The sequence below is a fragment of the Marinobacter flavimaris genome, assembly GCF_002933295.1.
Taxonomy (GTDB): domain Bacteria; phylum Pseudomonadota; class Gammaproteobacteria; order Pseudomonadales; family Oleiphilaceae; genus Marinobacter; species Marinobacter flavimaris.
In genome coordinates this window covers 39,069-62,053 of the sequence record NZ_PSSW01000009.1, presented here as the reverse complement: position 1 = coordinate 62,053, position 22,985 = coordinate 39,069, and the positions used below count along the sequence as shown (strand labels likewise).

At 57.4% G+C, this 22,985-nt stretch carries 21 protein-coding genes and 1 tRNA gene; 12 read left to right on the top strand and 10 right to left on the bottom strand.

From position 1 onward, the window contains the following. The first annotated feature begins 111 nt into the window (after positions 1 to 111). Complete coding sequence (locus tag MDHKLMBL_RS15675; protein WP_053114956.1) at positions 112 to 1,611, top strand: RimK family ATP-grasp domain-containing protein; 1,500 nt, start codon at positions 112 to 114, stop codon at positions 1,609 to 1,611. A 19-nt stretch (positions 1,612 to 1,630) separates the two neighbouring features. Here MDHKLMBL_RS15675 and MDHKLMBL_RS15670 read toward each other — a convergent pair whose 3' ends face one another. Further along, positions 1,631 to 2,791 carry a cation diffusion facilitator family transporter gene (locus MDHKLMBL_RS15670; protein ID WP_008172046.1) on the bottom strand — a complete coding sequence of 387 codons (1,161 nt, stop codon included), beginning with the start codon at positions 2,789 to 2,791 and terminating at the stop codon, positions 1,631 to 1,633. 409 nt (positions 2,792 to 3,200) lie between these two features. Here MDHKLMBL_RS15670 and MDHKLMBL_RS15665 point away from each other — a divergent pair, with 409 nt between their 5' ends. Beyond that, entirely contained in the window at positions 3,201 to 4,220 is a 1,020-nt protein-coding gene (locus tag MDHKLMBL_RS15665; protein WP_104271396.1) for a quinone-dependent dihydroorotate dehydrogenase, read from the top strand. 172 nt (positions 4,221 to 4,392) lie between these two features. Here the strand turns inward: MDHKLMBL_RS15665 and rmf are convergent, their stop codons facing one another. Then, complete coding sequence (rmf, locus tag MDHKLMBL_RS15660; protein WP_008172042.1) at positions 4,393 to 4,605, bottom strand: ribosome modulation factor; 213 nt, start codon at positions 4,603 to 4,605, stop codon at positions 4,393 to 4,395. Positions 4,606 to 4,924: 319 nt separating this feature from the next. On the opposite strand from rmf, the gene rlmKL reads away from it, so the two are divergent. Further along, the gene (gene rlmKL, locus MDHKLMBL_RS15655) at positions 4,925 to 7,099 is read left to right on the top strand and encodes a bifunctional 23S rRNA (guanine(2069)-N(7))-methyltransferase RlmK/23S rRNA (guanine(2445)-N(2))-methyltransferase RlmL (RefSeq protein WP_104271393.1); all 2,175 of its coding nucleotides are present in this window, start codon (positions 4,925 to 4,927) and stop codon (positions 7,097 to 7,099) included. 50 nt (positions 7,100 to 7,149) lie between these two features. Here the strand turns inward: rlmKL and MDHKLMBL_RS15650 are convergent, their stop codons facing one another. Together MDHKLMBL_RS15650 and MDHKLMBL_RS15645 are read right to left on the bottom strand one after the other, a co-directional pair. Then, the gene (locus MDHKLMBL_RS15650) at positions 7,150 to 7,758 is read right to left on the bottom strand and encodes an outer membrane beta-barrel protein (protein WP_014576805.1); all 609 of its coding nucleotides are present in this window, start codon (positions 7,756 to 7,758) and stop codon (positions 7,150 to 7,152) included. A gap of 107 nt (positions 7,759 to 7,865) precedes the next feature. Further along, a complete protein-coding gene (locus MDHKLMBL_RS15645; RefSeq protein ID WP_014576806.1) occupies positions 7,866 to 8,351 on the bottom strand; it encodes a hypothetical protein in 486 nt (161 codons plus the stop codon). Between the two features lie 121 nt (positions 8,352 to 8,472). Here MDHKLMBL_RS15645 and MDHKLMBL_RS15640 point away from each other — a divergent pair, with 121 nt between their 5' ends. Beyond that, positions 8,473 to 9,762 carry a M18 family aminopeptidase gene (locus MDHKLMBL_RS15640; protein ID WP_092031804.1) on the top strand — a complete coding sequence of 430 codons (1,290 nt, stop codon included), beginning with the start codon at positions 8,473 to 8,475 and terminating at the stop codon, positions 9,760 to 9,762. A 56-nt stretch (positions 9,763 to 9,818) separates the two neighbouring features. Here the strand turns inward: MDHKLMBL_RS15640 and MDHKLMBL_RS15635 are convergent. Continuing rightward, positions 9,819 to 9,894, bottom strand: a tRNA-Asn gene (locus tag MDHKLMBL_RS15635). Positions 9,895 to 10,062: 168 nt separating this feature from the next. On the opposite strand from MDHKLMBL_RS15635, the gene MDHKLMBL_RS15630 reads away from it, so the two are divergent. Next, entirely contained in the window at positions 10,063 to 10,932 is an 870-nt protein-coding gene (locus MDHKLMBL_RS15630) for a YheT family hydrolase (RefSeq protein WP_227507749.1), read from the top strand. 7 nt (positions 10,933 to 10,939) lie between these two features. Here MDHKLMBL_RS15630 and MDHKLMBL_RS15625 read toward each other — a convergent pair whose 3' ends face one another. Next, the gene (locus MDHKLMBL_RS15625; protein ID WP_008172029.1) at positions 10,940 to 11,569 is read right to left on the bottom strand and encodes an arylesterase; all 630 of its coding nucleotides are present in this window, start codon (positions 11,567 to 11,569) and stop codon (positions 10,940 to 10,942) included. Between the two features lie 62 nt (positions 11,570 to 11,631). On the opposite strand from MDHKLMBL_RS15625, the gene MDHKLMBL_RS15620 reads away from it, so the two are divergent. Then, positions 11,632 to 12,351 (top strand): ABC transporter ATP-binding protein, encoded by a 720-nt coding sequence (locus MDHKLMBL_RS15620; protein WP_008172027.1) that lies wholly within the window; start codon positions 11,632 to 11,634, stop codon positions 12,349 to 12,351. Next, positions 12,351 to 14,837: an ABC transporter permease gene (locus tag MDHKLMBL_RS15615; RefSeq protein ID WP_053114962.1), complete on the top strand. Its 2,487-nt coding sequence runs from the start codon at positions 12,351 to 12,353 to the stop codon at positions 14,835 to 14,837. The genes MDHKLMBL_RS15620 and MDHKLMBL_RS15615 overlap by 1 nt, the downstream gene beginning before the upstream one ends. Positions 14,838 to 14,849: 12 nt before the next feature. Here the strand turns inward: MDHKLMBL_RS15615 and MDHKLMBL_RS15610 are convergent, their stop codons facing one another. The 4 genes from MDHKLMBL_RS15610 to MDHKLMBL_RS15595 all read right to left on the bottom strand — a co-directional run bounded on the left by MDHKLMBL_RS15610 (position 14,850) and on the right by MDHKLMBL_RS15595 (position 18,984). After that, complete coding sequence (locus MDHKLMBL_RS15610) at positions 14,850 to 15,632, bottom strand: substrate-binding periplasmic protein (RefSeq protein ID WP_104271391.1); 783 nt, start codon at positions 15,630 to 15,632, stop codon at positions 14,850 to 14,852. 168 nt (positions 15,633 to 15,800) lie between these two features. After that, complete coding sequence (locus MDHKLMBL_RS15605; RefSeq protein ID WP_014576813.1) at positions 15,801 to 16,988, bottom strand: iron-containing alcohol dehydrogenase; 1,188 nt, start codon at positions 16,986 to 16,988, stop codon at positions 15,801 to 15,803. After that, entirely contained in the window at positions 16,988 to 17,533 is a 546-nt protein-coding gene (locus MDHKLMBL_RS15600; protein ID WP_008172020.1) for a hypothetical protein, read from the bottom strand. Before MDHKLMBL_RS15600 ends, MDHKLMBL_RS15605 begins: the two co-directional genes overlap by 1 nt. A gap of 173 nt (positions 17,534 to 17,706) precedes the next feature. Beyond that, positions 17,707 to 18,984 carry a M48 family metalloprotease gene (locus MDHKLMBL_RS15595; RefSeq protein WP_104271489.1) on the bottom strand — a complete coding sequence of 426 codons (1,278 nt, stop codon included), beginning with the start codon at positions 18,982 to 18,984 and terminating at the stop codon, positions 17,707 to 17,709. 25 nt (positions 18,985 to 19,009) lie between these two features. Here MDHKLMBL_RS15595 and MDHKLMBL_RS21290 point away from each other — a divergent pair, with 25 nt between their 5' ends. From MDHKLMBL_RS21290 to htpG, 5 genes are all read left to right on the top strand, one after another. After that, the gene (locus tag MDHKLMBL_RS21290; RefSeq protein ID WP_008172013.1) at positions 19,010 to 19,135 is read left to right on the top strand and encodes a hypothetical protein; all 126 of its coding nucleotides are present in this window, start codon (positions 19,010 to 19,012) and stop codon (positions 19,133 to 19,135) included. Positions 19,136 to 19,182: 47 nt separating this feature from the next. Then, a complete protein-coding gene (locus tag MDHKLMBL_RS15590; protein WP_008172012.1) occupies positions 19,183 to 19,923 on the top strand; it encodes a DUF599 domain-containing protein in 741 nt (246 codons plus the stop codon). A gap of 18 nt (positions 19,924 to 19,941) precedes the next feature. Beyond that, positions 19,942 to 20,412 (top strand): PaaI family thioesterase, encoded by a 471-nt coding sequence (locus MDHKLMBL_RS15585; protein ID WP_008172010.1) that lies wholly within the window; start codon positions 19,942 to 19,944, stop codon positions 20,410 to 20,412. After that, positions 20,409 to 20,843, top strand: coding sequence for a PaaI family thioesterase (locus MDHKLMBL_RS15580; protein ID WP_008172009.1), 435 nt, complete (start codon positions 20,409 to 20,411; stop codon positions 20,841 to 20,843). Before MDHKLMBL_RS15585 ends, MDHKLMBL_RS15580 begins: the two co-directional genes overlap by 4 nt. A gap of 248 nt (positions 20,844 to 21,091) precedes the next feature. Further along, a complete protein-coding gene (htpG, locus tag MDHKLMBL_RS15575; protein ID WP_104271389.1) occupies positions 21,092 to 22,984 on the top strand; it encodes a molecular chaperone HtpG in 1,893 nt (630 codons plus the stop codon). Position 22,985 lies beyond the last annotated feature (1 nt).

Here is a 22,985-nt window from a genome sequence, read left to right as displayed (position 1 = left end):
CCACAAGGATGCGTAAAAGCACGCATTATGCGCCGATTGTGCAGCGATTGTGACCGGCGTATTGTGGCCTCAATTACTACAGGCAAGACCTTTCAGGGAGGAATGCCTTCAATGTCCCGATTGCTTATCGTAGTGGACCGCGCCAAAGACTGGGCGCCTTATTACCCCAGTGAGGACGTGCTGACGTTTGATCAGTACCTCCAGTTCTCAGCTCCGCCCGCCAGCCGGGTGAGGGTCATCAACCTGTGTCAGAGCGCCCGTTACCTGAGCAAGGGGTATTATTGTTCACTCCTGGCGGAAGCCCGTGGTCACCATGTCGTACCCTCGGTGATGACGCTCAATGATCTCGGCCGCAAAGGACTGTTTTCACTTGAGCTGGAAGAGCTTGATGAAAGCGTCATCAACTGGCTGGAAGCAGCGGGTTCCGCTATTGACCCTGCCAGTGATGAGCGCGCGGCCACCCATGAAGTGCGCATTCGGACCTACTTTGGCCAGGCCGAGCACCCGGATCTGAAGCCGGTCGCCCGGGCGCTGTTCGAGCGGTTCCCTTGTCCGATTCTTGAAATTGTTTTCAAGCGCCGCAAGCAGTGGCAGATCGAGTCCATGAAGCCGGCGGCTCCGGCGGATCTGGGCGAGCAGGAGCAGGACGTGTTCGCGGCGGCCCTGGATCGTTTCAGCAGCATGGTCTGGCGTAAGCCACGGACCCGACGCCGTTACCGCTATGATCTGGCGGTGCTGGTCAATCCCGATGAGGAGATGCCGCCGAGTGACAAGGTTGCCCTGAAGCGTTTCGAGAAAGCCGGTCGCAAGCTGGGTATCAACGTTGAGCAGATTACCCGGCGGGATTATATGCGCCTGCCGGAATACGATGGGTTGTTCATTCGTGAGACCACTGCCATTGATCATCACACCTACCGGTTTGCCCGCAAGGCGGCCGCTGAGGGCATGGTGGTCATTGATGATCCGGTGTCGATCCTCAAGTGCACCAACAAGGTGTTCCTTGCAGATCTCCTGAAGAACAACAAGGTTCCCACGCCCAAGACACTCATCCTGTCGAAAGATCAGAAGAACGCTGTCGAGCAGGTCATCAGTGAGCTGGGTTTTCCGGTAGTTATCAAGATCCCGGATGGTGCGTTTTCCCGAGGCGTAACCAAGGCCGAAGACGAGAAGACCCTCCGTGCCGGGCTGAGAGACCTGTTCAAGCAGTCCGCCCTGGTGCTGGCTCAGGAATACCTTTACACCGATTACGACTGGCGTATTGGTGTGCTCGGTGGGCGGGCCATCTACGCCTGCAAGTACATGATGGTGAAAGGCCACTGGCAGATCTATCAGCACAGCGAATCCGAGAGTGAGAGCGGTGGCTTTGAGACCATGCCCACGTATGAGGTGCCAAGGAATGTCATTCAGGCGGCCCTGAATGCCACCAGACTGATCGGCAACGGGCTGTACGGTGTGGATATCAAACAGTCAGGCAACCGGGTTGCCGTCATCGAAGTCAACGACAACCCGAGCATTGATGCGGGCGTGGAAGACCGCTTCCTGGGGGGCGAGCTCTACACCCTGATCATGCAGGAATTTCTTTCAAGGATGGAAGAGAACAGGCGTCGCTAGGTTATATGGCCGGCGGCTTTCAGGGGCCGGCCACCCATACCCGGACACTCCCAAACCAGGGGTAATCACCGAGCTCTTCCCTGATGTTTGAGGATGAGAAGACGGTTTCACCCTCGGGGCTGTCCAGGAACAGCTCCAGATGCACCTTGTTTTTCAGATAGTGCAGCCGGAGCCGGCTGTGTTGCGGCAACTCTCCCAGGTGTCGGGCCAGGATGGCCCGGATGTCTTCACGGGAGGGCAGGCGCTCGGAGGTCAGCGGCTGATCTTCGTCGTTTTCGGCGTCGATGTGGAAGTTGATGTCCCGGATGTTGTCCAGGGCATCCCGCATTCCCGAGACAACCTGCATGCCGATCTGATGCCCTTCCGATACGCTGATTTCCGGACGAACCACCAGGTGAATATCCAGCAGAATGTCGTGCCCCATACGACGGCTGCGAAGCTCATGCACGTTGCGCACTCCGTCCGTGTCCCGGGCGATACTCTTGAGCATCTCCGTGTCCTCCTGGGAGAGGCCGGTATCCACGAGTTCCTTGACGCTGTCCCAGGTAAACTTCCAGCCAATGTGGATAATGATGCCTGCGATCACCACCGCCGCGAACACATCAAGCCAGACCATGCCGAGCATGGCGCCGGCCGTGGACACCAGAACCACGACTGAGGAGAACGCATCGGTTCGGCTGTGCCAGGCGTTGGCGATAATCAGATCCGAGCGGATCTTCAGGCCGACGTGGCGTGTGTATCGGAAAATCCATTCCTTGCCCGCAACAGACGCTGCAGCTGCCACCAGAACCGGCCAGCCAGGCACAGTATCCACGCCACCCTCTATCAGGCGTAGGGTATTTTCCCAGGCCAGGGCGGCGCCAACGGCAATCAGGATGCTGCCCAGAACCAGAGTGCCGAAGGTTTCGATTCGCTGATGGCCGTAAGGATGGTCGTCATCCGGCTCCTGGCGGGATACCTTCATGACGCCAAGAACAACCAGATCAGAGGCAACATCCGTAAAGGAGTGAATGCCATCCACCAGCAGGGCTTGGGAGTTAAAAAGAGCACCACCAATGACTTTTATGACCCCGAGTACGGCATCGAGAATCATTCCGATAATGGTCACGCGCGAGGCCGCCTTCATTTCGCCCGCGAGGTTTTCCCGGTGCTGTTGGGCGGGGGAAATCGGCTCTTGCATTGATGCACTCCAGATCAGAAGACAGGTGCCAGTATAACGTTATTCTCACGGGCTTTGGCAGGGGTGGCTAAAAGAGGGGATTTCAAGTGATTTATGCACATCATTGCAGAACGATGACTGGGTAACATTTTGTTTAGTATTTGTCGACAGCCATGAGAAAAATATATAAACCATTGAAAATAAAAACAAAAATAACTGATCAAAAAATGATCAATTTGTAGATTGGCGCAGTTATCAAGGGATGGCAACCGTTGCCCCGCGATTTTCAACAGGTTTATCCACAGATTCCGTGGAAAAGGTCATGAGAGTGCCATGATACAGTCATTTACAGCTGATTTGGTTCTATCCCGGGATGCTGTGGAAAACTTCCGGTATACTCCGCCCACTTGGATCAGGGGAGTTTTTTCAGATGTACGGCGTTATCCGCAATCTGCTTTTCCGCCTTCCAGCGGAGCAAGCTCACAATGTTGCATTGAATGGTCTCGATCTTGCGCACCGATTAGGCGTTTTGAGCGCTTTTTCACCAAAGATAGATTCATTGCCAGTGAATGTTATGGGGCTGGATTTTCCGAACCCCGTCGGGCTTGCCGCAGGTCTGGATAAGAACGCCGATCACCTCGATGCGCTTGGCGCCCTGGGCTTCGGTTTTATTGAAGTTGGTACCGTGACGCCTCTGGCGCAGCCCGGCAATCCCAAACCACGGATGTTTCGGCTGCAAGAGCATCAGGCCATCATTAACCGGATGGGTTTCAACAACCAGGGGCTGGACCACTTGCTGGCCCGTGTGGATCAGCGCCGCTACAAGGGCGTGCTTGGAATCAATGTTGGCAAGAACAAGGACACGCCCAACGAGCAGTCCGAGTCCGATTACCGGAAGGGGATATCGGCAGTTTACAGTCGGGCCGATTACATAACGGTGAATGTGTCCTCGCCCAACACGCCCGGTCTTCGGGATTTGCAGTTTGGAGACTCTCTGAAGGGCCTGCTGGAGGCCATCAAGGACGAACAGCTCCAGTGTGAGAAGGAGCATGGCCGGTACGTGCCTGTGGCTGTGAAGATCGCCCCGGACATGGACGATGACGGTATCCGGTTCGTGGCATCCGCCCTGCGTGAGACGGGCCTTGATGGCGTGATTGCCACCAATACAACGATCAGTCGGGATGCCGTGGCAGGTCATGCCCATGCCGATGAGGCTGGTGGCCTCAGCGGCGCACCGGTGCGGGAGGCTTCTCTCAGGGTCATCCGGGGGCTTTACGCGGAACTGGGGGAATCACTACCGATTATTGGTGTCGGCGGCATTATGGACGGTGAAAGTGCAGCCGAGAAAGTCCGGGCCGGTGCCAAGCTGGTCCAGATCTACACCGGTTTTATTTACCGGGGGCCTGAACTTATTAAAGAGGCTGTTGAGGCTATCCGGCAGGTCAAGTGATTTACCGCGCCCCATAACGAAGGTGGGCCCGCTTAGCGGGCCCGAGCGGGGAATGAACCCCGTGGCGCTTCATCGCATGGTACGGGGCGGGAGGCCCCGTTTGGTTTGCTCTGAGTACTGCGTCAAATTGTGTGTAAAAAGATCAGATTAAGAATCGGGGTTAGTTGAGGCGTCACGCTGTCGTAACGTTAGCCAGTTTATGGATGCCGGATACGCCGGTCATGCCCTCCCATTGATCTGTGCGGCCTTCTCGCCACCCGTTCAGCCATTCCTGGCGAACTTCCGCCTGTTCAATCGGGCAGCTGTCTTTGGATTTTCCGGACACGCCAGCGAGATAACCCCGCTTGAATGCACGAGCGTACATGTCTCTTTTCTGTCTTTTCATGCCGTTCCTCACTGATGGATTAACAGAACAAGCGTGTACACATCTGCAGTGGCTGCGACCAGTGTTATCCGCTCCGGGATAACCCACTATTGTCAGCTCAAGCCAGAGCAGTCAGGATCCTGTTAACGGAAGGTTTGCACCCTTCCGGAACGACGCGTCACTTACAAGGTAAGTCGAACCTTTAGCCGATGTACACTAATTATTTCATCTATGTGACGCTTTTTTTATAGTTATATGAACTAAAAATTTTACTGCGATTTTCGGAATAGCCCTTATTTCGGAAACTTACCTCAAGCCGTCCAGGAACCAGGAGTTGAACTTGTCCAAATCTGTATTTTTCGTAACCTGCCCGAAGGGGGTGGAATACCTACTGGCGGACGAGCTCAGCACCTTTGGTCTGGATACCGTACGCAATGCCCCGGCCGGGGTCTGGGTGGAGGGTTCTCTGGAGGGTGGTTATCGCGCCTGTCTATGGTCGCGTCTCGCCAACCGGGTGATCCTTCACATTGATGAAGTGGACGCCAACAGCGGCGATCAGCTCTATGATGGCGTTGTTCACATGGACTGGCAGCAGCACATTCCTGTGCATGGCAGTTTCCGCGTTACGTTCCTCGGTCAGAACGAGGCCATCCGCAATACGCAATATGGCGCTCAAAGGGTCAAGGACGGCATTGTGGACCGGTTTCAGGCCAATGGCGGACCGCGGCCTTCAGTGGATGCCAAGAACCCGGATGTCATTGTCTCCGCGCGACTCAATCGTGGCCGCTTGTCCCTGGGCATTGATCTGAGCGGGCACAGTCTGCACATGCGCGGCTATCGTACCGATCAGGGCCTGGCACCCCTGAAGGAAAACCTGGCCGCGGCATTGCTGATGCGAGCGGGCTGGTCGGAGATTGCCGCCGCCGGCGGCGATTTCGTGGACCCGATGTGCGGTTCAGGCACCCTTGTGGCTGAAGCTGCCATGATGGCGCTGGATATGGCGCCCGGCCGCAAGCAGGAACGGTTCGGTTTCGAGAAGTGGCCGGGCCATCAGCCGGAGCTCTGGTTATCGCTGCGCCAGGAGGCGGAGCGTCGCGCCCACGAGGGCAAGCAAGGGCGGATCCCGAGAATGGCGGGCTTTGACCAGGACAGCCGGGTCATCGGGACCGCCTGGAAAAACATCCAGAGGGCAGGTCTGGAGAATGTTGTGCACGTTGAGGCTCGCGCAGTCGATGCCCTGGCACTGGAAGGCGACTGGTCTGATCAGGGGCTGGTCCTCACCAATCCCCCGTACGGTGAGCGGTTGAGTGAGCGCAGGGAGCTGGGCGGCTTGTACCAGGCCCTGGGCGACGCGGTTAAACGCTGCGTTCCAGGCTGGCGCCTCGGTGTATTTACCGGAGCCCCGGAATTCGGCAAGTCCATCGGATTGAGAAGTTACAAACAATACCGGCTTTTCAACGGCAAGCTGCCCGCCCAGTTGCTGCTGTTCGAGATAAATGAAGTGAGCGCCGTGACACCGAGGACCCCGGATATTCCCGGTGAGGTCACCCCTCGGATTGCCAATGAGGAACGCGCGGCCATGTTGCGCAATCGCCTCAAGAAGAACCTGAAGACCATTGGGCAGTGGGCAAGAAAGCAGGGCATTGGTTGCTACCGCCTCTACGATGCCGATATGCCGGAGTTTGCGTTGGCGATCGATATCTATGAGGGGCGGGTGCACGTGCAGGAGTATGCGGCCCCGAAATCGGTGGATGAGCGTGCTGCTCGAGAACGCCTGGCGGAGGCCCTTGCAGTCATTCCCGAAGCACTGGGAGTGGAGCCGGAGGATATGGTGTGCAAGCAGCGCCAGCGGCAAACCGGCACCAATCAGTACGAGAAGCAGGCAGTCAGTGGCGAGTTTTTCAGGGTTCACGAACACGGCTGCGTGTTGAAGGTGAACCTCAAGGATTATCTGGACACGGGTCTGTTTCTGGATCATCGACCGGTGCGGCACTGGATTCAGCAGCACTCGGCAAACCAGCGATTCCTGAACCTGTTCTGTTATACCGGCGCGGCCACTGTTCACGCTGTTGTTGGAGGCGCCAGCCGCTCGCTCAGTCTGGATATGTCAAAGACGTATGTCGGCTGGGCCGAGGAGAATCTTGCGCTGAACGGAGCCGACCCCAAGAAGCATCGGGTAGAGCAGGCAGACTGCCTGGCCTGGCTGGCAGACCGGAAAACGGCGGACCAACGGTTTGACCTGATTTTCATGGATCCGCCGACCTTTAGCAACTCTGCCCGTATGGCCGGCGTTCTGGATATCCAGAAGGATCATCCCACGCTGGTTAGGCAGGCCATGGCAAGGTTGAGTTCCGACGGGTTGCTGATCTTTTCCAACAATTTCCGACGCTTCAAGCTGGACGAGACACTGGAAAGCGAGTTCGAGGTTGCTGAAGTGACGCGGGATACCCTGGACAAGGATTTTCAACGCAACGCCCGGATTCACCGGTGCTGGCATATTCGCCACAAGGCTTAATGGCGATCTGGTAGCGGGTCGGATCAGCAACACGAGATCCGGCCGGCCGTTCAGAACTCGTAGCGCAGTCCGCCGGAAAACTGGAAGGTGTTCACATCCGTTCCTGTGTCTTCGAAAAGCTTTCCGCCTTCGAAGACCAGAAACGTATCGTCCATCACTTCGAAATCAAGCCCTGCAATCCAGCTGATGGAGAAGCCGCTGTCCGGGAACTCGCCTTCGAGATCCAGGTAGGGGTTGTTGCGATCATTTGCGGGATCGCTGATCTCGCCTTCGCCGTGGATATAGGAAAAGCCGAACTGGCCGTAGAGGTTTGCATAGTCGGTGATCGGGTAGTGCAGGCCCATGTACCAGCTGGCGTAGTAGTCAACGCTCAGCGTCAGGTCACTGTCCGGTACCTCGGCGTCTTTGAAGCCGCCACCGGCCCGCAGCTCGGCGTGAAACAGATCGGTTATGTGGCCACCCACCACCAGTGTTCCGCCTGTGCCCCAGGCGGTTTCCTTGGTGTTTTCACCGATGGTGCGGTGGTTGTAGGTGGTTGCCAGCAGCCCGATGTAGTGTTTGTCGGCCCTTGGCGTTTCCTGGGCCAGGGCGGCCTGGGATGCGAGGAGCAGGGCAGGGACAAGCGGACAGACGAGGGGCGTTCGCACAACCTTGTTCATTGTTATCGGGCTTCCTGACATGGGCGAATACGGGCTGATTCTGCCTCGTGTAACCGTTTGTTACGTCGACCCGTGTCACACTTCCCCCTGTCAATTCCTGCTGTTTCTCAATCCTCGTCGAACAGGCCCTCTTCCCGCGCCATCAGCAGCAGTGCGTAGACGCCATTTTCAGGCAACTGGGGTTCCAGGCTTTCCTCGAACAGGAGCTGGCGGCGGCGGTCTTCCAGGGTTTCGCTGTCCAGGCCTGTGATCAGCTCACTGATGGGTGCGATTTCGAACGGGGCCTCCTGTGCCACGGCCGTGAAAATGAGGTCTACCAGAATCTCGTCCGGATCGAGGCCGTCCACGAAGACGGTCTGGTCGGGCAGATCCTGGTGCAGTTCCCGGGCCAGCTCGATCAGGGGCACGCCCTGTTCTTCAAGGTAGAGGAGGTCGACATCGCCCAGGTCACCGTCTTCCGGGAGCCAGTCGTCGGAAGGGGCGATGACCACGGTTTTCATTCGGCCGTCTTCCAGCGACCAGGCCATGGCGGTGGGAAAAAGCGCGTCGTCGGTCTGGCAGTATTCAATGTCGAGAAATCTCGGTGCTGGCACGTTGGGCTCCCGGTGATGGTTGATTTGTGACCCGGTTATAGGGAATGTCCGTTGACGCAGTATGAGGCTTTACGGCTTCATGCCATACTGTTGGCGCAATTATCTTTTAATCAGGGACATCATGGAACACGCTGAATTTAACAAAGATTTATTGAAGTTTCTGAACACTTCCCCCACACCCTGGCATGCGGTCGACACCATGAAACAACGGCTGAGTGCGGCCGGGTTTCAGGAGCTGGATGAGCGGGAAGACTGGTCGCTGGTGAGCAACCAGGGCTATTACGTTGTCCGCAACGGCTCCTCAATTGTCGCCTTCCGAACCGGCAGCAAAGATGTCACCACCTCGGGAATCCGCATGGTGGGTGCTCATACCGACAGCCCCTGCCTGAAGGTCAAGCCGAACCCTGAGCTCCGCCGCAAGGGCTTCTTTCAGTTGGGTGTCGAAGTTTACGGTGGTGTGTTGCTGAATCCCTGGTTTGACCGGGATCTTTCCCTGGCCGGTCGGGTGACGGTGCTGGATGAAGACGGCAAGGTACGGGACACCCTGGTGGATTTCCGTAAGCCTGTGGCATTCATTCCGAGCCTGGCAATCCATCTTGATCGAGAAGCCAACAGCAATCGCACGGTTAACCCACAGACCGATCTGCCACCGGTTCTGATGCAGGTTCCTGAAAGCGATACCACCAGCTTCGTGGATCTACTGTCCCAGCAGGTCAAGTCCGAGACCGGGCTCACTGTCCGCAAGGTCCTGGGGTACGAGCTCAGTTTCTACGATGCCCGTGAAGCCTCGTTTGTCGGATTGCGTGATGATTTCATCGCCTCGGCTCGCCTGGACAACCTTCTGAGTTGTTATATTGGCCTCCAGTCGCTGCTGAAAACCTCCGGCGACGAAGCCGCGTTGCTGGTCTGCAACGATCACGAGGAAGTTGGCAGTATGTCTGCCGAAGGTGCACAAGGGCCGTTCCTGACAGCGGTTCTGGACCGCTGGGTCGGCGCTGGCAAGGCTCGTGCTATTGCCAACTCGATGATGGTGTCGGCGGACAATGCCCATGGCATTCATCCGAATTACATGGATAAACATGATGAGAATCATGGCCCGATTCTCAATCAGGGGCCGGTGATCAAGGTCAACCATAACCAGCGGTACGCCACCAACAGTCGATCGGCAGCAGTTTACCGGCACATCAGTGACGAGCTGGGGTTGCCTCACCAGACCTTTGTGGTTCGGAGCGATATGGGCTGTGGCAGCACCATTGGGCCCCTGACGGCGGGGAACCTGGGTGTAACCACGCTGGATATTGGCGTGCCCCAGTTCGGTATGCATTCCATTCGGGAGCTGATTGGCACCGAGGATGGGTTCACGTTGTTCCGGGTGCTGACCGAATTCATGCAGCGCGAGCAGATTTTCTGAGGCCGTAAACGAAAAATGCCGCTGGTTCAGAAGAATCAGCGGCATTTCGGAATAAGTGGCTCCCCGAGCTGGGCTCGAACCAGCGACAAACGGATTAACAGTCCGTTGCTCTACCAACTGAGCTATCGGGGAACAGCATCAAGTGGCGCGCATATTAAGCGCTTTGGTTTACGGGGTCAACCCCCTGATATGAAAGGCTAAAAATTGTACGAAAGCAGGACTCTTCACTACCGGCCCCCGCCGTGGTTGCGCAACGGTCACGTTCAGTCTGTCTGGCCCACACTGTTTCGCAAAGTCCCGATGGTGGAACCGGAGCCGGAAGTGATCGCCACACCGGATGACGACGAACTGCACCTGGACTGGTACCGGCAGGGTAGCGATCGACTGGCCATCGTGTCTCACGGTCTGGAAGGTCACAGCAGGCGGCCCTACGTGCTCGGTTTAACTCGCGCCCTGCTTCGGGAAGGCTGGGATGTTCTTGCCTGGAACTTCCGCTCTTGCGGCGGGGTTATGAATCGGCAACCGAGGTTCTATCACAGCGGCGCCACCGAGGATCTCGGCCTGGTGGTCAACCACGGGTTGTCAGGTGCTTACGACACCCTGTTTCTTTCCGGGTTCAGCATGGGGGGCAATTTGACGCTGCTTTATCTGGGCGAACAGGGCGAGCGTGTTGATAGCCGGATCTGCGGAGCCGTTGCCTATTCGGTTCCCTGCGACCTGGCCGGCAGCGCAGATATGCTGGCGTTGCCCAGCAGGAAGATCTACATGCAGCGCTTTCTCCGGGATCTGAAGGTAAAAATGGAGGAAAAGGCGGAGAGGTTTCCGGACCTGATTGATATTTCGGGGTTTGATGCCATTCGCAGCTTTCATGAGTTTGATGACCGCTACACCGCGCCTCTGCACGGTTTCCGCAATGCCCGGGATTACTGGGCCCAGTGTTCAGCATTGGGGCGAATGCGAGATATCCGCGTGCCGGCGCTGATGGTGAATGCCGCTGACGACCCATTTCTGTCGGCGCGCTGTTTTCCGGAATCCCGGCGGGAGCTGGGCGCTCATGTGCGCCTCGAAGCTCCTCGTTGGGGCGGCCACGTCGGGTTTGTCGAGCATTCGAAAGATGGCTTTTATTGGTCAGAGCGCCGTGCGCTGGCATTCCTCCAGGGATTGACCTGAACCATCTTTATTGCAGGATCGGTTTGAGCACCGGCCAGACATTCTCCAGCAGTTTGCCCTGGGCTTCCTCGGTCGGGTGAATCCCGTCGTCCTGCATCAACCCGGCCTGGTTGTAGATGCCGTCGAGGAAAAAGGGAACCAACGCGGTGTCGTATCGGTCAGACAGCTTCGGATAGATTTCGGCAAACATCTCTGTGTAGCGCTGTCCGTAGTTGGGCGGTATCTGCATGCCCACCAGTACGGCGCGAGCACCCGAGGTCTGCACCTTTTCGATCATGGAGGCGAGATTGGATTCGATTACGTTGGGGGGGAAGCCGCGAAGGCCATCATTGCCACCCAATTCAATGACCACGACGTCGGGCTCGTTCTCCTCAAGGAGATCAGGCAGCCGGCGGGCACCGCCATCCGTGGTTTCTCCGCTGATGCTGGCATTGACCACTTCCCAGTCGCTCAACCCTTTGCTCTCGAGCCGGTTTCTCAGCAACTGCACCCAGGCAGTTTCGGAGGGCACTCCATAGGCCGCACTGAGGCTGTCACCTACGATGAGCAGCGTGTTTTGACTGGCCACTGCCGGCAGCGCCAGCACGGCAAACACGAGAAAAAGAATTGATCTGACGTACACCAATGCCGTATGCATAGACAACCAATACACCTTTAAGCCGTTTTCGAGACCCAGGATCGGGAGATTCCGTGAATCAGATGACCAATGTTAACCCGGATAGCCAGAGCCCAATGTTACGGGTAGATAACCTGACCCACCGCGTCAGTGTTGAAACCGATACGCTCACGATCTTGCAAGGGGTCACTCTCGAAATCAATCGGGGAGAATCCGTAGCCATTGTCGGGCGCTCCGGTTCTGGTAAAACCACCCTGTTGGGTTTGCTGGCGGGTCTTGATACGCCCAGCGAGGGGACGGTGGAGCTGGACGGCTCGGTGATCAGCAAGCTCAGCGAGGATGAGCGGGCAAAACTCCGCGCACACCGGGTTGGTTTTGTATTCCAGTCTTTCCAGCTTTTGCCGGCGCTAACCGCGCTCGAGAACGTTATGTTGCCGCTGGAACTTGCCGGCATGGCGTCGCCGGAGAAGAGGGCCCGTGAGCTACTGGAACGGGTTGGGCTTGGCGAACGGCTGACCCACACACCCAGACAGCTCTCCGGTGGTGAGCAGCAGCGGGTTGCCATCGCGCGGGCATTTGCGTCTGAGCCGCTGATCCTGTTCGCTGACGAGCCGACGGGTAACCTGGATAACCGCACCGGTCAGGCAGTGTCTGATCTCTTGATGGCGTTGAACCGGGAGCAGGGCACAACGCTGGTGATGGTAACCCACGATGAACACCTGGCGGCTCGCTGCAATCGGCAGTTCCATATTGAAGCCGGCGTTCTGAGCGAACCGGAAGCAGCCCAGGAGATGGCGCACTGATGGCTGCTGCAAAAAAACTCATGTCGGTTCGCCGGGACTGGCGGGAACGGGATGTTCGCGTCGTTCTGGCCGCTCTCATCATCGCCGTTGCCACTGTCGCCACCATTGCCCTGTTTGCCAGTCAGCTTCAACGCACCCTGGTTTCTTCAGCCAGCTCGTTCCTGGCAGCGGATCGCCAGCTTGAGGCAGAGAATGGCCGACCGATTCCGGACGCCTGGCTTCAGGAAGCCGCCGATCAGGGCCTGAAAACCGGTCGAATGGTGGAATTCTCCACCATGGTGTTCGGTGACGAGAATTTCCAGCTGGTGTCAGTCAAGGCCGTGAGCAATGAATATCCGCTTCGTGGCGATATCGAAATCCAGCGGAACCCGACAGGTACCCGGGAGCTGGTAAATCAGGGGCCCGGGCCAGGAGAGGTCTGGATCAACCCGCGCTTGCTCAGGCTGCTGGATCTCGAAGTCGGCGAGTCGCTTGAAGTTGGTAATCTGAATCTTACCGTGTCCGGCCTGCTCATCCGGGAGCCGGACGGCGGTTTCCGGCTGTCGGCACTGGCCCCCCGCGTGATGATGCATGTGGATGATGTGGCCGCCACCGGGGTCATCCAGGAGGGCAGCCGGGTTGAATACGTCTACCTGTTTGCCGGTGATGAAGCTGCGCTGGAATCGTACTACCAATGGTTGGAACCCAGACTCGAACCCAGTCATGAATGGGCGGGTGTCCGGGATGGCGAGACCTTCTCGCGCTCACTCGAGCGAGCCGAGCGATTCCTGCTGTTGGGTGGCAGTCTTGCAGTCCTGCTTGCCGCCGTGGCCGTGGCTGTGGCGAGTCGTCAGTATGCCCTTTCCCAGCGCGATACCGTGGCACTTCTGAAAACGCTGGGGCTCAGCGGTGCGGGTATTGGCGGTCTGTACCTCAAGCGCCTCGCGCTCTGGGGTGTCACCGGGATCGTGGGCGGACTGCTGGTCGCGATGCCGCTGTACTGGTTGCTGATTCACATGCTGAGCCAGGTGCTTGAGCGCCCGGTGGAATTTCAGCTCGATCCGTCTGCATTGGTGCCCGCCTTGCTGACGGCACTGGTCTCTCTGTTTGCGTTTGCCTATCCTCCCGTTCGCAGGCTTCGCAATGTTCCGGCGATGCGTGTACTGCGCAGCCAGCCCGGTGAAACCGGGCGCGAGGCCCTGCCGGATATGATAATTGCCATTGTGGCGGTTTTCGGGCTTGTGTGGATGTATGCGGGCGAACTTGCCCTGGTGGTTTCCCTTCTGGGGGGGCTTGCGTTGCTGCTCGGGGCACTTGGCCTGGTGGGTTGGCTGTTGGTTGCAACACTGCGCAAGGTTCGCGGCGGTGGTAACGCCTGGCGTTTGGCCCTGGTGGGGCTGTACCGGCATCGCCGGGCCAGTCTTTCCCAGATTGCCGTATTTGCGATGACGTTGATGCTGGCGGCCACGCTGATATTGGTGCGTACCTCTTTGTTGACAGACTGGCAGGCCCAGTTGCCGGATGACGCGCCCAATCATTTCCTGATCAATATTGCACCGGAAGCGGTCGAGGACGTCGATTCGTTCTGGCAGGAGCGTGGCCAGCCACTGGACAAACTTTACCCGATGGTTCGAGGACGCTTGACCGAACTCAATGGTCAGCCAGTCAAGGAAACGGTCAGCAAGGATGAGAATGTTAATGCTCTCAACCGTGAACTGAACCTGACCTGGATGTCGGCCTTGCCGGACGACAACGAGATAGTCGAGGGCGCCTGGTTTGGTGAAAACCAGAAGGAAGGTGTCTCGGTGGAAGCGGAGCTGGCCGGAAAGCTGGGACTGTCACTGGGCGACGAACTGACGTTCACCATTGGCTCGGAAAAGGTGACAGAAGCCGTCACCAGTATTCGGACGGTCCAGTGGGACAGCATGAAGCCCAATTTCTACATGGCGTTCCCGCCGGAGGGCGGGCTCACCGAGATGCCCGCGACCTGGATTACCAGTTTTTACCTGCCCAAGGACAAGAAAGATGCCCTGAACGAATTTTCCCGGCAGTTCCCGACGGTTTCCGTTCTGGAAATTGATCATGTGATCGAGCGGATCCAGGAGATCGTCCGTCAGGTAACCCAGGCGATTGAAGCCATTCTGGCGTTGATCCTTGCCGCCGCGCTGGTGGTGATGGCTGCAGTCGTCAGTGCGACGCTTCAGGATCGACAGCGGGAAGGCGCGCTGCTGCGAACACTTGGCGGGCGCCAGAGGTTGCTGGTTCGCAGCACCATGCTCGAATTTGCGTTGCTGGGTGGTTTTGCGGGTGTGCTTGGAGTGGTTGCCGCCGAAGCGGCAGTCTGGGCGCTTCAATTCAGGATGTTCGAGGGCACGTTCCAGTGGCACTGGCACGTGGTGCTGCCGATTCCAATCGTAAGCGCCGTTGTTCTTGCCCTGTTCGGCCGCTGGCAGCTACGGCCGGTGTTGAGTGTATCGCCGATGCTGTTGTTGCGACGCCTTGAGTAGCACCGGGCGGCTTCAGCGGTAGTTGGCGAGAATGGCATCCAGCTCGCCATTCGCCTTCATCTTCGCCAGTTCTTCGTTGAACTGGCTGGCAAAGGGCTGCCAGTCTTTACGCAGCATCAGTCGGAACCCGTAATTGCTGATGCCTTCGCTGCTGATGTCGAAATGCTGCCGCAGACCCTCGTTTCTGAGAATCCACTTTCCGACGAGCCGGTCAGCGACCGCGGCGTCGAAACGGTCACCGTGCAGTACAAAGGTGAACATGTCCTTGTCTCTGGCAACATCAAAGCGGCGAATCCGACCTTCCTCGAAGTAGGGCTCAAGCAGCGGATAACGGTAGCCGAGGTGGGTGACAATGGTTTTGGAGATCAGATCGTCCGGGCTCTCGTAGTAAAAGCTGGATTGTGCTGGTACAAAAAACACTTCCTCGATGTCGACTATCGCATCGGTAAACAGGAATTTCTCCGGGTCGTCCGCCCACTCTTGAGCCCTTGGTGTGGCATCGATGTATCCATCAAGCAGCATCTGATCTACACGTTTACGGGGGATTTGCTCAGCGATTACCCGGTATCCAAGCCTCTGGGCTACCTCGGACACCACATCCCACATGATTCCTGATGGTTGGCTCTGGTCACCGATGAGATAGGGTGGGTAACCATTGGGGGAAATATTGAAGCGGAAAACCTTTTGTTCGCCAGAGGCATCCTGTGAGGCAAAAACTGGCGAGGAAAGTGCAGTCAGTACAAGAAGAAGGACGCCAAGAGTGGCATCAACAGGGCGGGGATATCGGTTTTGCATGTGGTGGGGCTCTCTACGGAACAGTACTGTAGGTGGATAATGAACCCGGCTATCATCCCTGCCAGAATTGGCTAATTCTCCTCTCTTGCTTGATCAATTTCAATGATGTGAATTCTATCTTCACACAAGGCAAACGCCGGGGGCCAGGCAGGGCCCCCGGCGAAACAGTCACGCCCAGGCGCGGCGCAGAACTGAGCGGGCATCCTCCAGCGTTACTTCCTTCGGATTAAACATTATGGAACCATCATCCAACGCCATTTCAGCGATGTGGTCCAGCTGTGCCTCGGTTACCTTACCGGTTTCCTTGAGTGTCCGGGGCAGCTGGCAGCGCTTGTACAAAGCATCCCGCAACTTCCGGATCGCGGAAATACTGGCCTCTGCCCGGCGGCTTGCCGGTGTTGCTGCAAAGACTTCGGGGCCCTCGAGATACAGCAAAAGTTCACCCAGGGGTTCCCGGATGGTTTCAAGGTTGTACTCCAGGGCGTAGGGCAGGTAAAGACTCATGCAGAGGCCGTGGGGCAGGTGGCAGACGGCGCCGGTGGCGTGCCCCAGGGCATGCACCAGACCCACCATGGAGTTGGAGAAGGCGATGCCCGCCATGGTCGAGGCTTGCGCCAGCTCCAGTCGTCCGTCGCTGTCTTTCGGGTTGTCCATGACCTGAAGGAGTGACTGGCTGATTTTCTTGATAGCCGCGGTCGCGTAGGCGTCACTCAATGGGTTTTTCGCCATGCAGGTGAACGCTTCGGTTGCGTGGGTCATGGCGTCCATGGCTGTCGCGGCAGTAATGTGCGGCGGCAGGGTGAGGGTCATGCGCGGGTCAATGATGGCCGCGTTTGGCAGCAGGAACGACGACGTGAAGGGCAGCTTGACGCCCTTGGCTTCATCGGTGATGACCGCAACCGATGTAACTTCCGAACCGGTCCCGGCTGTTGTCGGCACCACGAAGAAGGGCTTGAGCGGATGCTTGAGCACACCGGCACCGCTGTACTTGGCGATATCGTCACCACCCTCGGAAACCAGGATGTTGACGGCCTTGCCGGTATCGATCGCCGAACCGCCGCCCACGGCGATGATGGAGTCGCACTTTTCCTGACGATAGATGCCGGCGATATCGCGTACCACCGTGGTCGAGGAGTCAGGCGGAACGTCATCATAGATGGTGGTTATTTCCAGCCCGCTTTCCTCGCAAGCTGCGATCACGGGTTCCAGGAGGCCCGCAGCCCGCACGCCCTTGTCGGTTACGATCATTGGCCGTTTGGCAGCCATTCCGGTCAGCTCGTAAGGGATGTGTTCAAGGGCGGCCTTGCCGGCAATGACTTTTACCGGGCAGAAGAACTCATAGTATTTATTGGTCATCACGCTCTCACTGTCTCAACGAAATTGGTGGCAACTTTCAGGTAAATGCGCGCGGCGCTGATCAGCTTTTCCGGCAGGTGGAGGTCGGCCGGGTATTCCTTCACGGCGCGCTCGGCGACCATTTTCGGCAGGATGAAGGACTCAAGCCGGTTCAGTACCCGCGTCATCCGCACGGCATAGCTGATGTCGCCATCCACCAGCATGCGGTCATTGGCGAAAGCCACTGATGTTTTTTCCTGGAAAGACAGCACCAGGAAAGCGTGGGCGATGTGCTTGAACTGAATCGACAGGTCGATCGGCCGTGGGGCCTTGTCACCGTGGTAACGGAAACGCCCCTGGCCGGTATGCTCGACGATCAGCTTTGAGCCATCCGGCATCACCATCATCTCAAACAGGAAACCGTCAGGTAGTGCCCGGGCTTCGTTCTGAACCTTCTCGTCCACCTCGCTCACAGCCTGCAGGGCTCGCCCCATCACCTGGAACATCAGTTCCACGTACAGTCGGCGCGCCTGGAAGACCATGGGCTGGATACGTTTCGCTAGCATGTCCGTCATCCAATCGTTGTTGATGTCATCTGATTTTTAGAGTTATTGCTCTAAAAGTCAATGGAGGCGATGACAGAAGATGTGCGTCAGACCGGCAATCTTGATCCCGGGCAATAAAAAGGCCGGAATCCCTCGGGACACCGGCCTTCTAAAGTCAACGATTCCGGCGGCAATTATTGCGTGAGTGCCGCCAGTTTACGTTTGGCCTCTTCAGCTACGTCCCCACCGGCTTCGGCGGCCTTGCTGTAATAGGCAATGGCTTCATTCCGGTTATTCTGTTTTACCGCAACATCGCCCAGTCGCAGGAAGGCAATGGAAGTGGGGACGGTTTCATTGGCTTTGGTCAGATTCTCCCTGGCCTTGTCCAGATTGTTGAGCCTCAGAGCATTCAGGCCATTGTACAGGCGATACTTGAACATCTCGGGGTAGAGCTCCACCGCCTTTTCAAAGTCGGCCGCGGCCTTCTCTGTTTCCTTCTGGTCCTGATAAATGCGGCCGCGAAGGGCATAGAACATGGCTTCCCGTGGCAGCAGACGGATGGCTTCGTTGATCTTGTCCAGCGCGGGCTTCATCTCGCCTTTGGAGGCCAGCTCCATGGCCTTGTCATGGGCATCGTAAGCCGGTTGCAGCGAACGGAGTTTGGCCATCTTGCGTTCATAGACGTCCTCACCGCGGTAGCCGCCCGCGCCAACCTTCTGCACCAATTCGCGGTTCTCCTGCACGCGTCTCGCTGAGGGCGGATGGGTCGCGAACAGGCCATCAATGAAACTGGACTGACGCCCTTCGGATAGTTTCAGAAACAGCTCCTGAAGCTCTACCGCCGCCTGTGGGTCATAGCCGGCTTCTTTCATGTAGATAATGCCGTAGTGGTCGGATTCGAGTTCATCGCCCTGGCTGTATTGCGCCAGCGCAAGTTGCGCCCCAAGGGCAGCACCACCCATGATCAGACCGGCCCATTCGTTGTCAGACAGGGCAAAACCAAGTCCGGCAACGCCGGCGCTAATCAGCATTCCCTGCTGCATGCGCTGAACACTGTGCCGGGCTGCCGCATGAACAATCTCGTGCCCCAGAACCGAGGCAAGTTGAGCCTCGTCGTCAAGCTCTGTCAGCAGGCCACGGTTAATGGCGATCTTGCCTCCGGGAAGGGCCCAGGCATTGGGCACACTGCTGTTCAGAACCACGAATTCGTAGGGCAGGTCCGGTCTGTCACTGACCCTGGCCATTTTCTGGCCAACCTCGCTCACATAGAGCGTCAGCTCCGGGTCCACATAAAACCGACCGCCCTGGGTTTGCTGGGTGGGCACGTACTGCTCGGCGCCCATGGCGAGCTCCTGGCTTTCACCGATCAGCGAAAGCTGATTTTCCCCGGTAACCGGATTGACCGAGCAGCCGCTGAGTGTCAGTGCCAGCGCAATGGCTACCAGGCTGTTTTTGATGGCAGACAGGTTCACAGTAAGCTCCCTTTTGGATGATGCGATGTCGGGTTCGTTCAAAACAGTTGCCCGCTTCCTGAATGGGCAGTTTATAGCACATGATCGGCCATCAGTGGATTACCGCAACCTGCCCGGCGGTGGTGACGAGCAGGCCCTTGGCGTATCATAAGCGTCTGTTCCCGCTCTGTTTCACCAACTTCGCACCCAAGGCAACCCATGAGTAATTTACTCGAACTGATCGCTTTGCTCTGGTTCCTCGTCTGCTGGCTGGGTTATACCGAATACTCGAAACGCCGTGCCGCGGACCGTCCCTGCCTGTCCAACACCCTCGACCTTTACCGGGAGGACTGGATGCGCGTCATGTTGCGGCGGGAAAACCGGATTGCCGATGCGTCTGTGGTCGGAAACCTGGAGCGCAACGGTGCGTTTTTCGCCTCCAGCTGCCTGCTGATTCTCGCGGGTATTATCACCGCCCTCGGCTACACCCAGGAAGTCATGGAAGTATTCAGTACCATGCCCTTCGGCACATTGCCGACCCGGGAAATCTGGGAACTTCGCATGGTGGTGCTGTTGGTGGTCTTTATCTACGCCTTTTTCAAATTCACCTGGTCCATGCGGATGTACAACTTTGTGTCGGTGATGGTGGGCAGTGCCCCTCCGCCAGACGACACCAAAACCAGCCCCGCTGGCAGGGAGGCGTTTGCACGAAGTGCCGGCAACATCTGCAATCTTGCCGGCGATGCCTTTAACCTTGGGCTGCGGTCCTACTATTACGCACTTGCCGTGGTAGGCTGGTTTATTCACCCGATTGTCTTCATGGCGGCGTCCACGCTGGTTGTTGTCGTTCTCTATCGACGCGAGTTCTGTTCGACGGCACTGGAAGCATTGAGGGCAGGGAAGGTCTTCGAGGAGCCGCTGCCCGGCAAGGCGGAAAACAGCCCAAAACCTAAAAGCTGATCCACAGGTTGAATCTGAATGAACGATGATATCCGACGGAAACGGGTTAGCCGTTTTATAGCCACCCTCAACCAGGCCAACGAGCTTGGTCTGTCGGTTACCGAGGCCACAAAAGGCAGCCTGACACTGTGCCTGCCCTACAGTGACCGCATTATCGGTAACCCGGACACCGGGGTGATTCACGGTGGGGCCATCACCACACTGATGGATACCACGTCAGGGTGCGTGATCCTTTGTGCCCTGGAAGATTTTGAACTCTGCCCGACGCTGGACCTGCGCGTGGACTACATGCGCCCGGCCCAGCCCCGCAAGCCGGTTTATGCCCGGGCTGAAACCTACCGGGTAACCCGGAACATTATTTTTACCCGCTGTGAGGCGTTCCAGGAAGGCGGTGAAACCATCGCCAACTGCGTGGCCACCTTCATGCGTATCGGGAAGGATGCCAGCCCGAAACATTACCGGGACCTGATTACCGGGGGTGAAGAATGACCGATCCTGAAATCCTGCGTTACACCCAGGAGACCGGTGACTTCAGCCGCATGCTCAGCAGCATTCCCTATGCCACCTGGATTGGTCTTCAGTGTGAGCAGTTTGGAGACGACCTGATTTTCCGTCTGCCCTGCAAAGACTCCAACCTGGGTAATCCCATCCTGCCGGCCATCCACGGGGGCGTGATCGGTGGCTTCATGGAGATGTCCGCCAACATCTACCTGATCATGTCCCAGGAAAGTCTGCGCATGCCCCGTATCGTCGATTTTTCCCTGGATTATCTCCGCGCCGGCCTCAACCGGGAAACCTACGCCGAATGCCGTCTGACCCGCCAGGGCAACCGCGTTGCCAACGTGATGGTCAGCGCCTGGCAGAAATCCCGCTCGCAACCCATTGCGACTGCCAGGGCGCACTTCCTCCTCGAAGACTGATCTTGCCTATACTCCGGGGCTTGAAATGCCCCGGTGTGCCCCCACTTTTTGCTCAGACTGAGATTTTTGTGCAGGAGCGAGCACGGAGGCCGTTCCGAAACACGCTGTGAATACGTCCATGTACGCTCGGCTCCGCCATCCATGGCTCCGCACGGTTTCGGAACGGCCTCCGCGCTCACTCTCAAAACTATGAGGTAACTCGGGCACAACGCCGTGCCTGTTTATTCGTTTCAGGAGACTAAAACGCCATGACGGTTGAAGCCAATAAAGAAACGCTTGGATTCCAGACCGAAGTGAAGCAACTGCTTCACCTGATGATTCACTCGTTGTATTCCAACAAGGAAATCTTCCTTCGTGAGCTGATTTCCAACGCTTCAGATGCCGAAGACAAACTGCGTTTCGCAGCGCTGAAGGACGACAGCCTGTATGAAAGCGATCCTGAGCTGAAGATTCGCCTGGATTTTGACGAAGAGGCGAATACCGTCACGCTCACCGACAACGGTATCGGTATGACCCGTGACGATGTTATCCAGAATCTTGGCACCATTGCCCGTTCCGGTACGGCTGAATTCCTCCAGCAGTTGTCCGGCGATGAGAAGAAGGACAGCAAGCTGATCGGTCAGTTCGGTGTTGGGTTCTATTCGGCGTTTATTGTGGCCGACAAGGTGGATGTATTCACTCGTCGTGCGGGTGCGCCTGCAGAAGAGGGTGTGCATTGGGAATCCAAGGGCGACGGTGAGTTTTCCATCGAGCAGGTCAATCTGGATAACCGCGGCACCCAGATCGTCCTGCATCTGAAGCCAGACGCCAAGGAATTCGCCAACGGCTGGAAGCTGCGCAGTCTGGTGAAGAAGTACTCGGATCATATTTCCTTCCCGGTTGTCATGAAGGCTGAATCCGACGAAGGTGAGAAGAAGGACGAGTACGAAACCGTTAACGATGCGACAGCGCTATGGACACTCCCCCGTACCGAGATCAAGGACGAGGAGTACAAGGAGTTCTACAAGCACATCGCCCACGATTTTGAAGACCCGCTCACCTGGTCCCACAACAAGGTGGAAGGCAAGCTGGATTACACCAGCCTGCTGTATATCCCGGCCCGTGCACCGTTTGATCTGTACAACCGTGAAGCGCCCCGTGGCCTGAAACTTTACGTGCAGCGCGTGTTCATCATGGACGACGCCGAACAGTTCCTGCCGCTGTACCTGCGTTTTGCCAAGGGTGTGATTGATTCCAACGATCTGTCCCTCAACGTGTCACGGGAGATCCTGCAGAACGACAGCACCGTGGAAAGTATCCGCACCGCTCTCACCAAGCGGGTCCTCGATATGCTGTCCAAGCTGGCCAAGAAGGATTCCGAGCAGTATCAGAAGTTCTGGGGCGAGTTCGGCACGGTCTTGAAAGAAGGCCCGGCGGAAGATTTCAGCAACCGCGAGAAAATTGCCGGCCTGCTGCGCTTCGCCTCCACTCACACCGGTGAAAGCGCACAGAACGTGTCGCTGGATGATTACATCGGCCGGATGAAGGAAGGGCAGAAAAAGCTTTACTACATCACCGCCGACAACTTCACAGCCGCCAAGAGCAGCCCGCATCTGGAAGTCTTCCGCAAAAAGGGCATTGAGGTGCTGATCCTTACAGATCGCATCGACGAGTGGATGATGGGTTACCTCAGCGAATACGACGGCAAGCAGTTGCAGGATGTTGCCCGTGGCGACCTGGACCTGGGCGAGGTCGAGACCGAGGAAGACAAGAAGCACAAGGAAGAGGCGGCTGAAGAGCACAAGGACCTTCTGGAGCGCATCAAGAATGCCCTGAGCGACAGGGTGCAGGAGGTGCGTGTAACCAACCGCCTGACCGATTCACCGGCCTGTCTGGTGGTAGGCGATTTCGATATGGGCGCCCAGATGAAGAAGATCATGGAAGCTGCCGGCCAGAAAGTACCGGACAGCAAACCGATCTTCGAGATCAATGTTGATCATCCGCTGGTCCAGCGACTGGAAAGCGAGAAGGGCGAAGAGCGGTTCAACGAGCTCTCAGCGGTTATCCTGGACCAGGCCACCCTGGCCAGCGGTGAGCAACTCCCGGACCCCGGGGCCTATGTCACCCGTCTGAACCGCCTGCTGCTTGAACTGGCGAACTGAT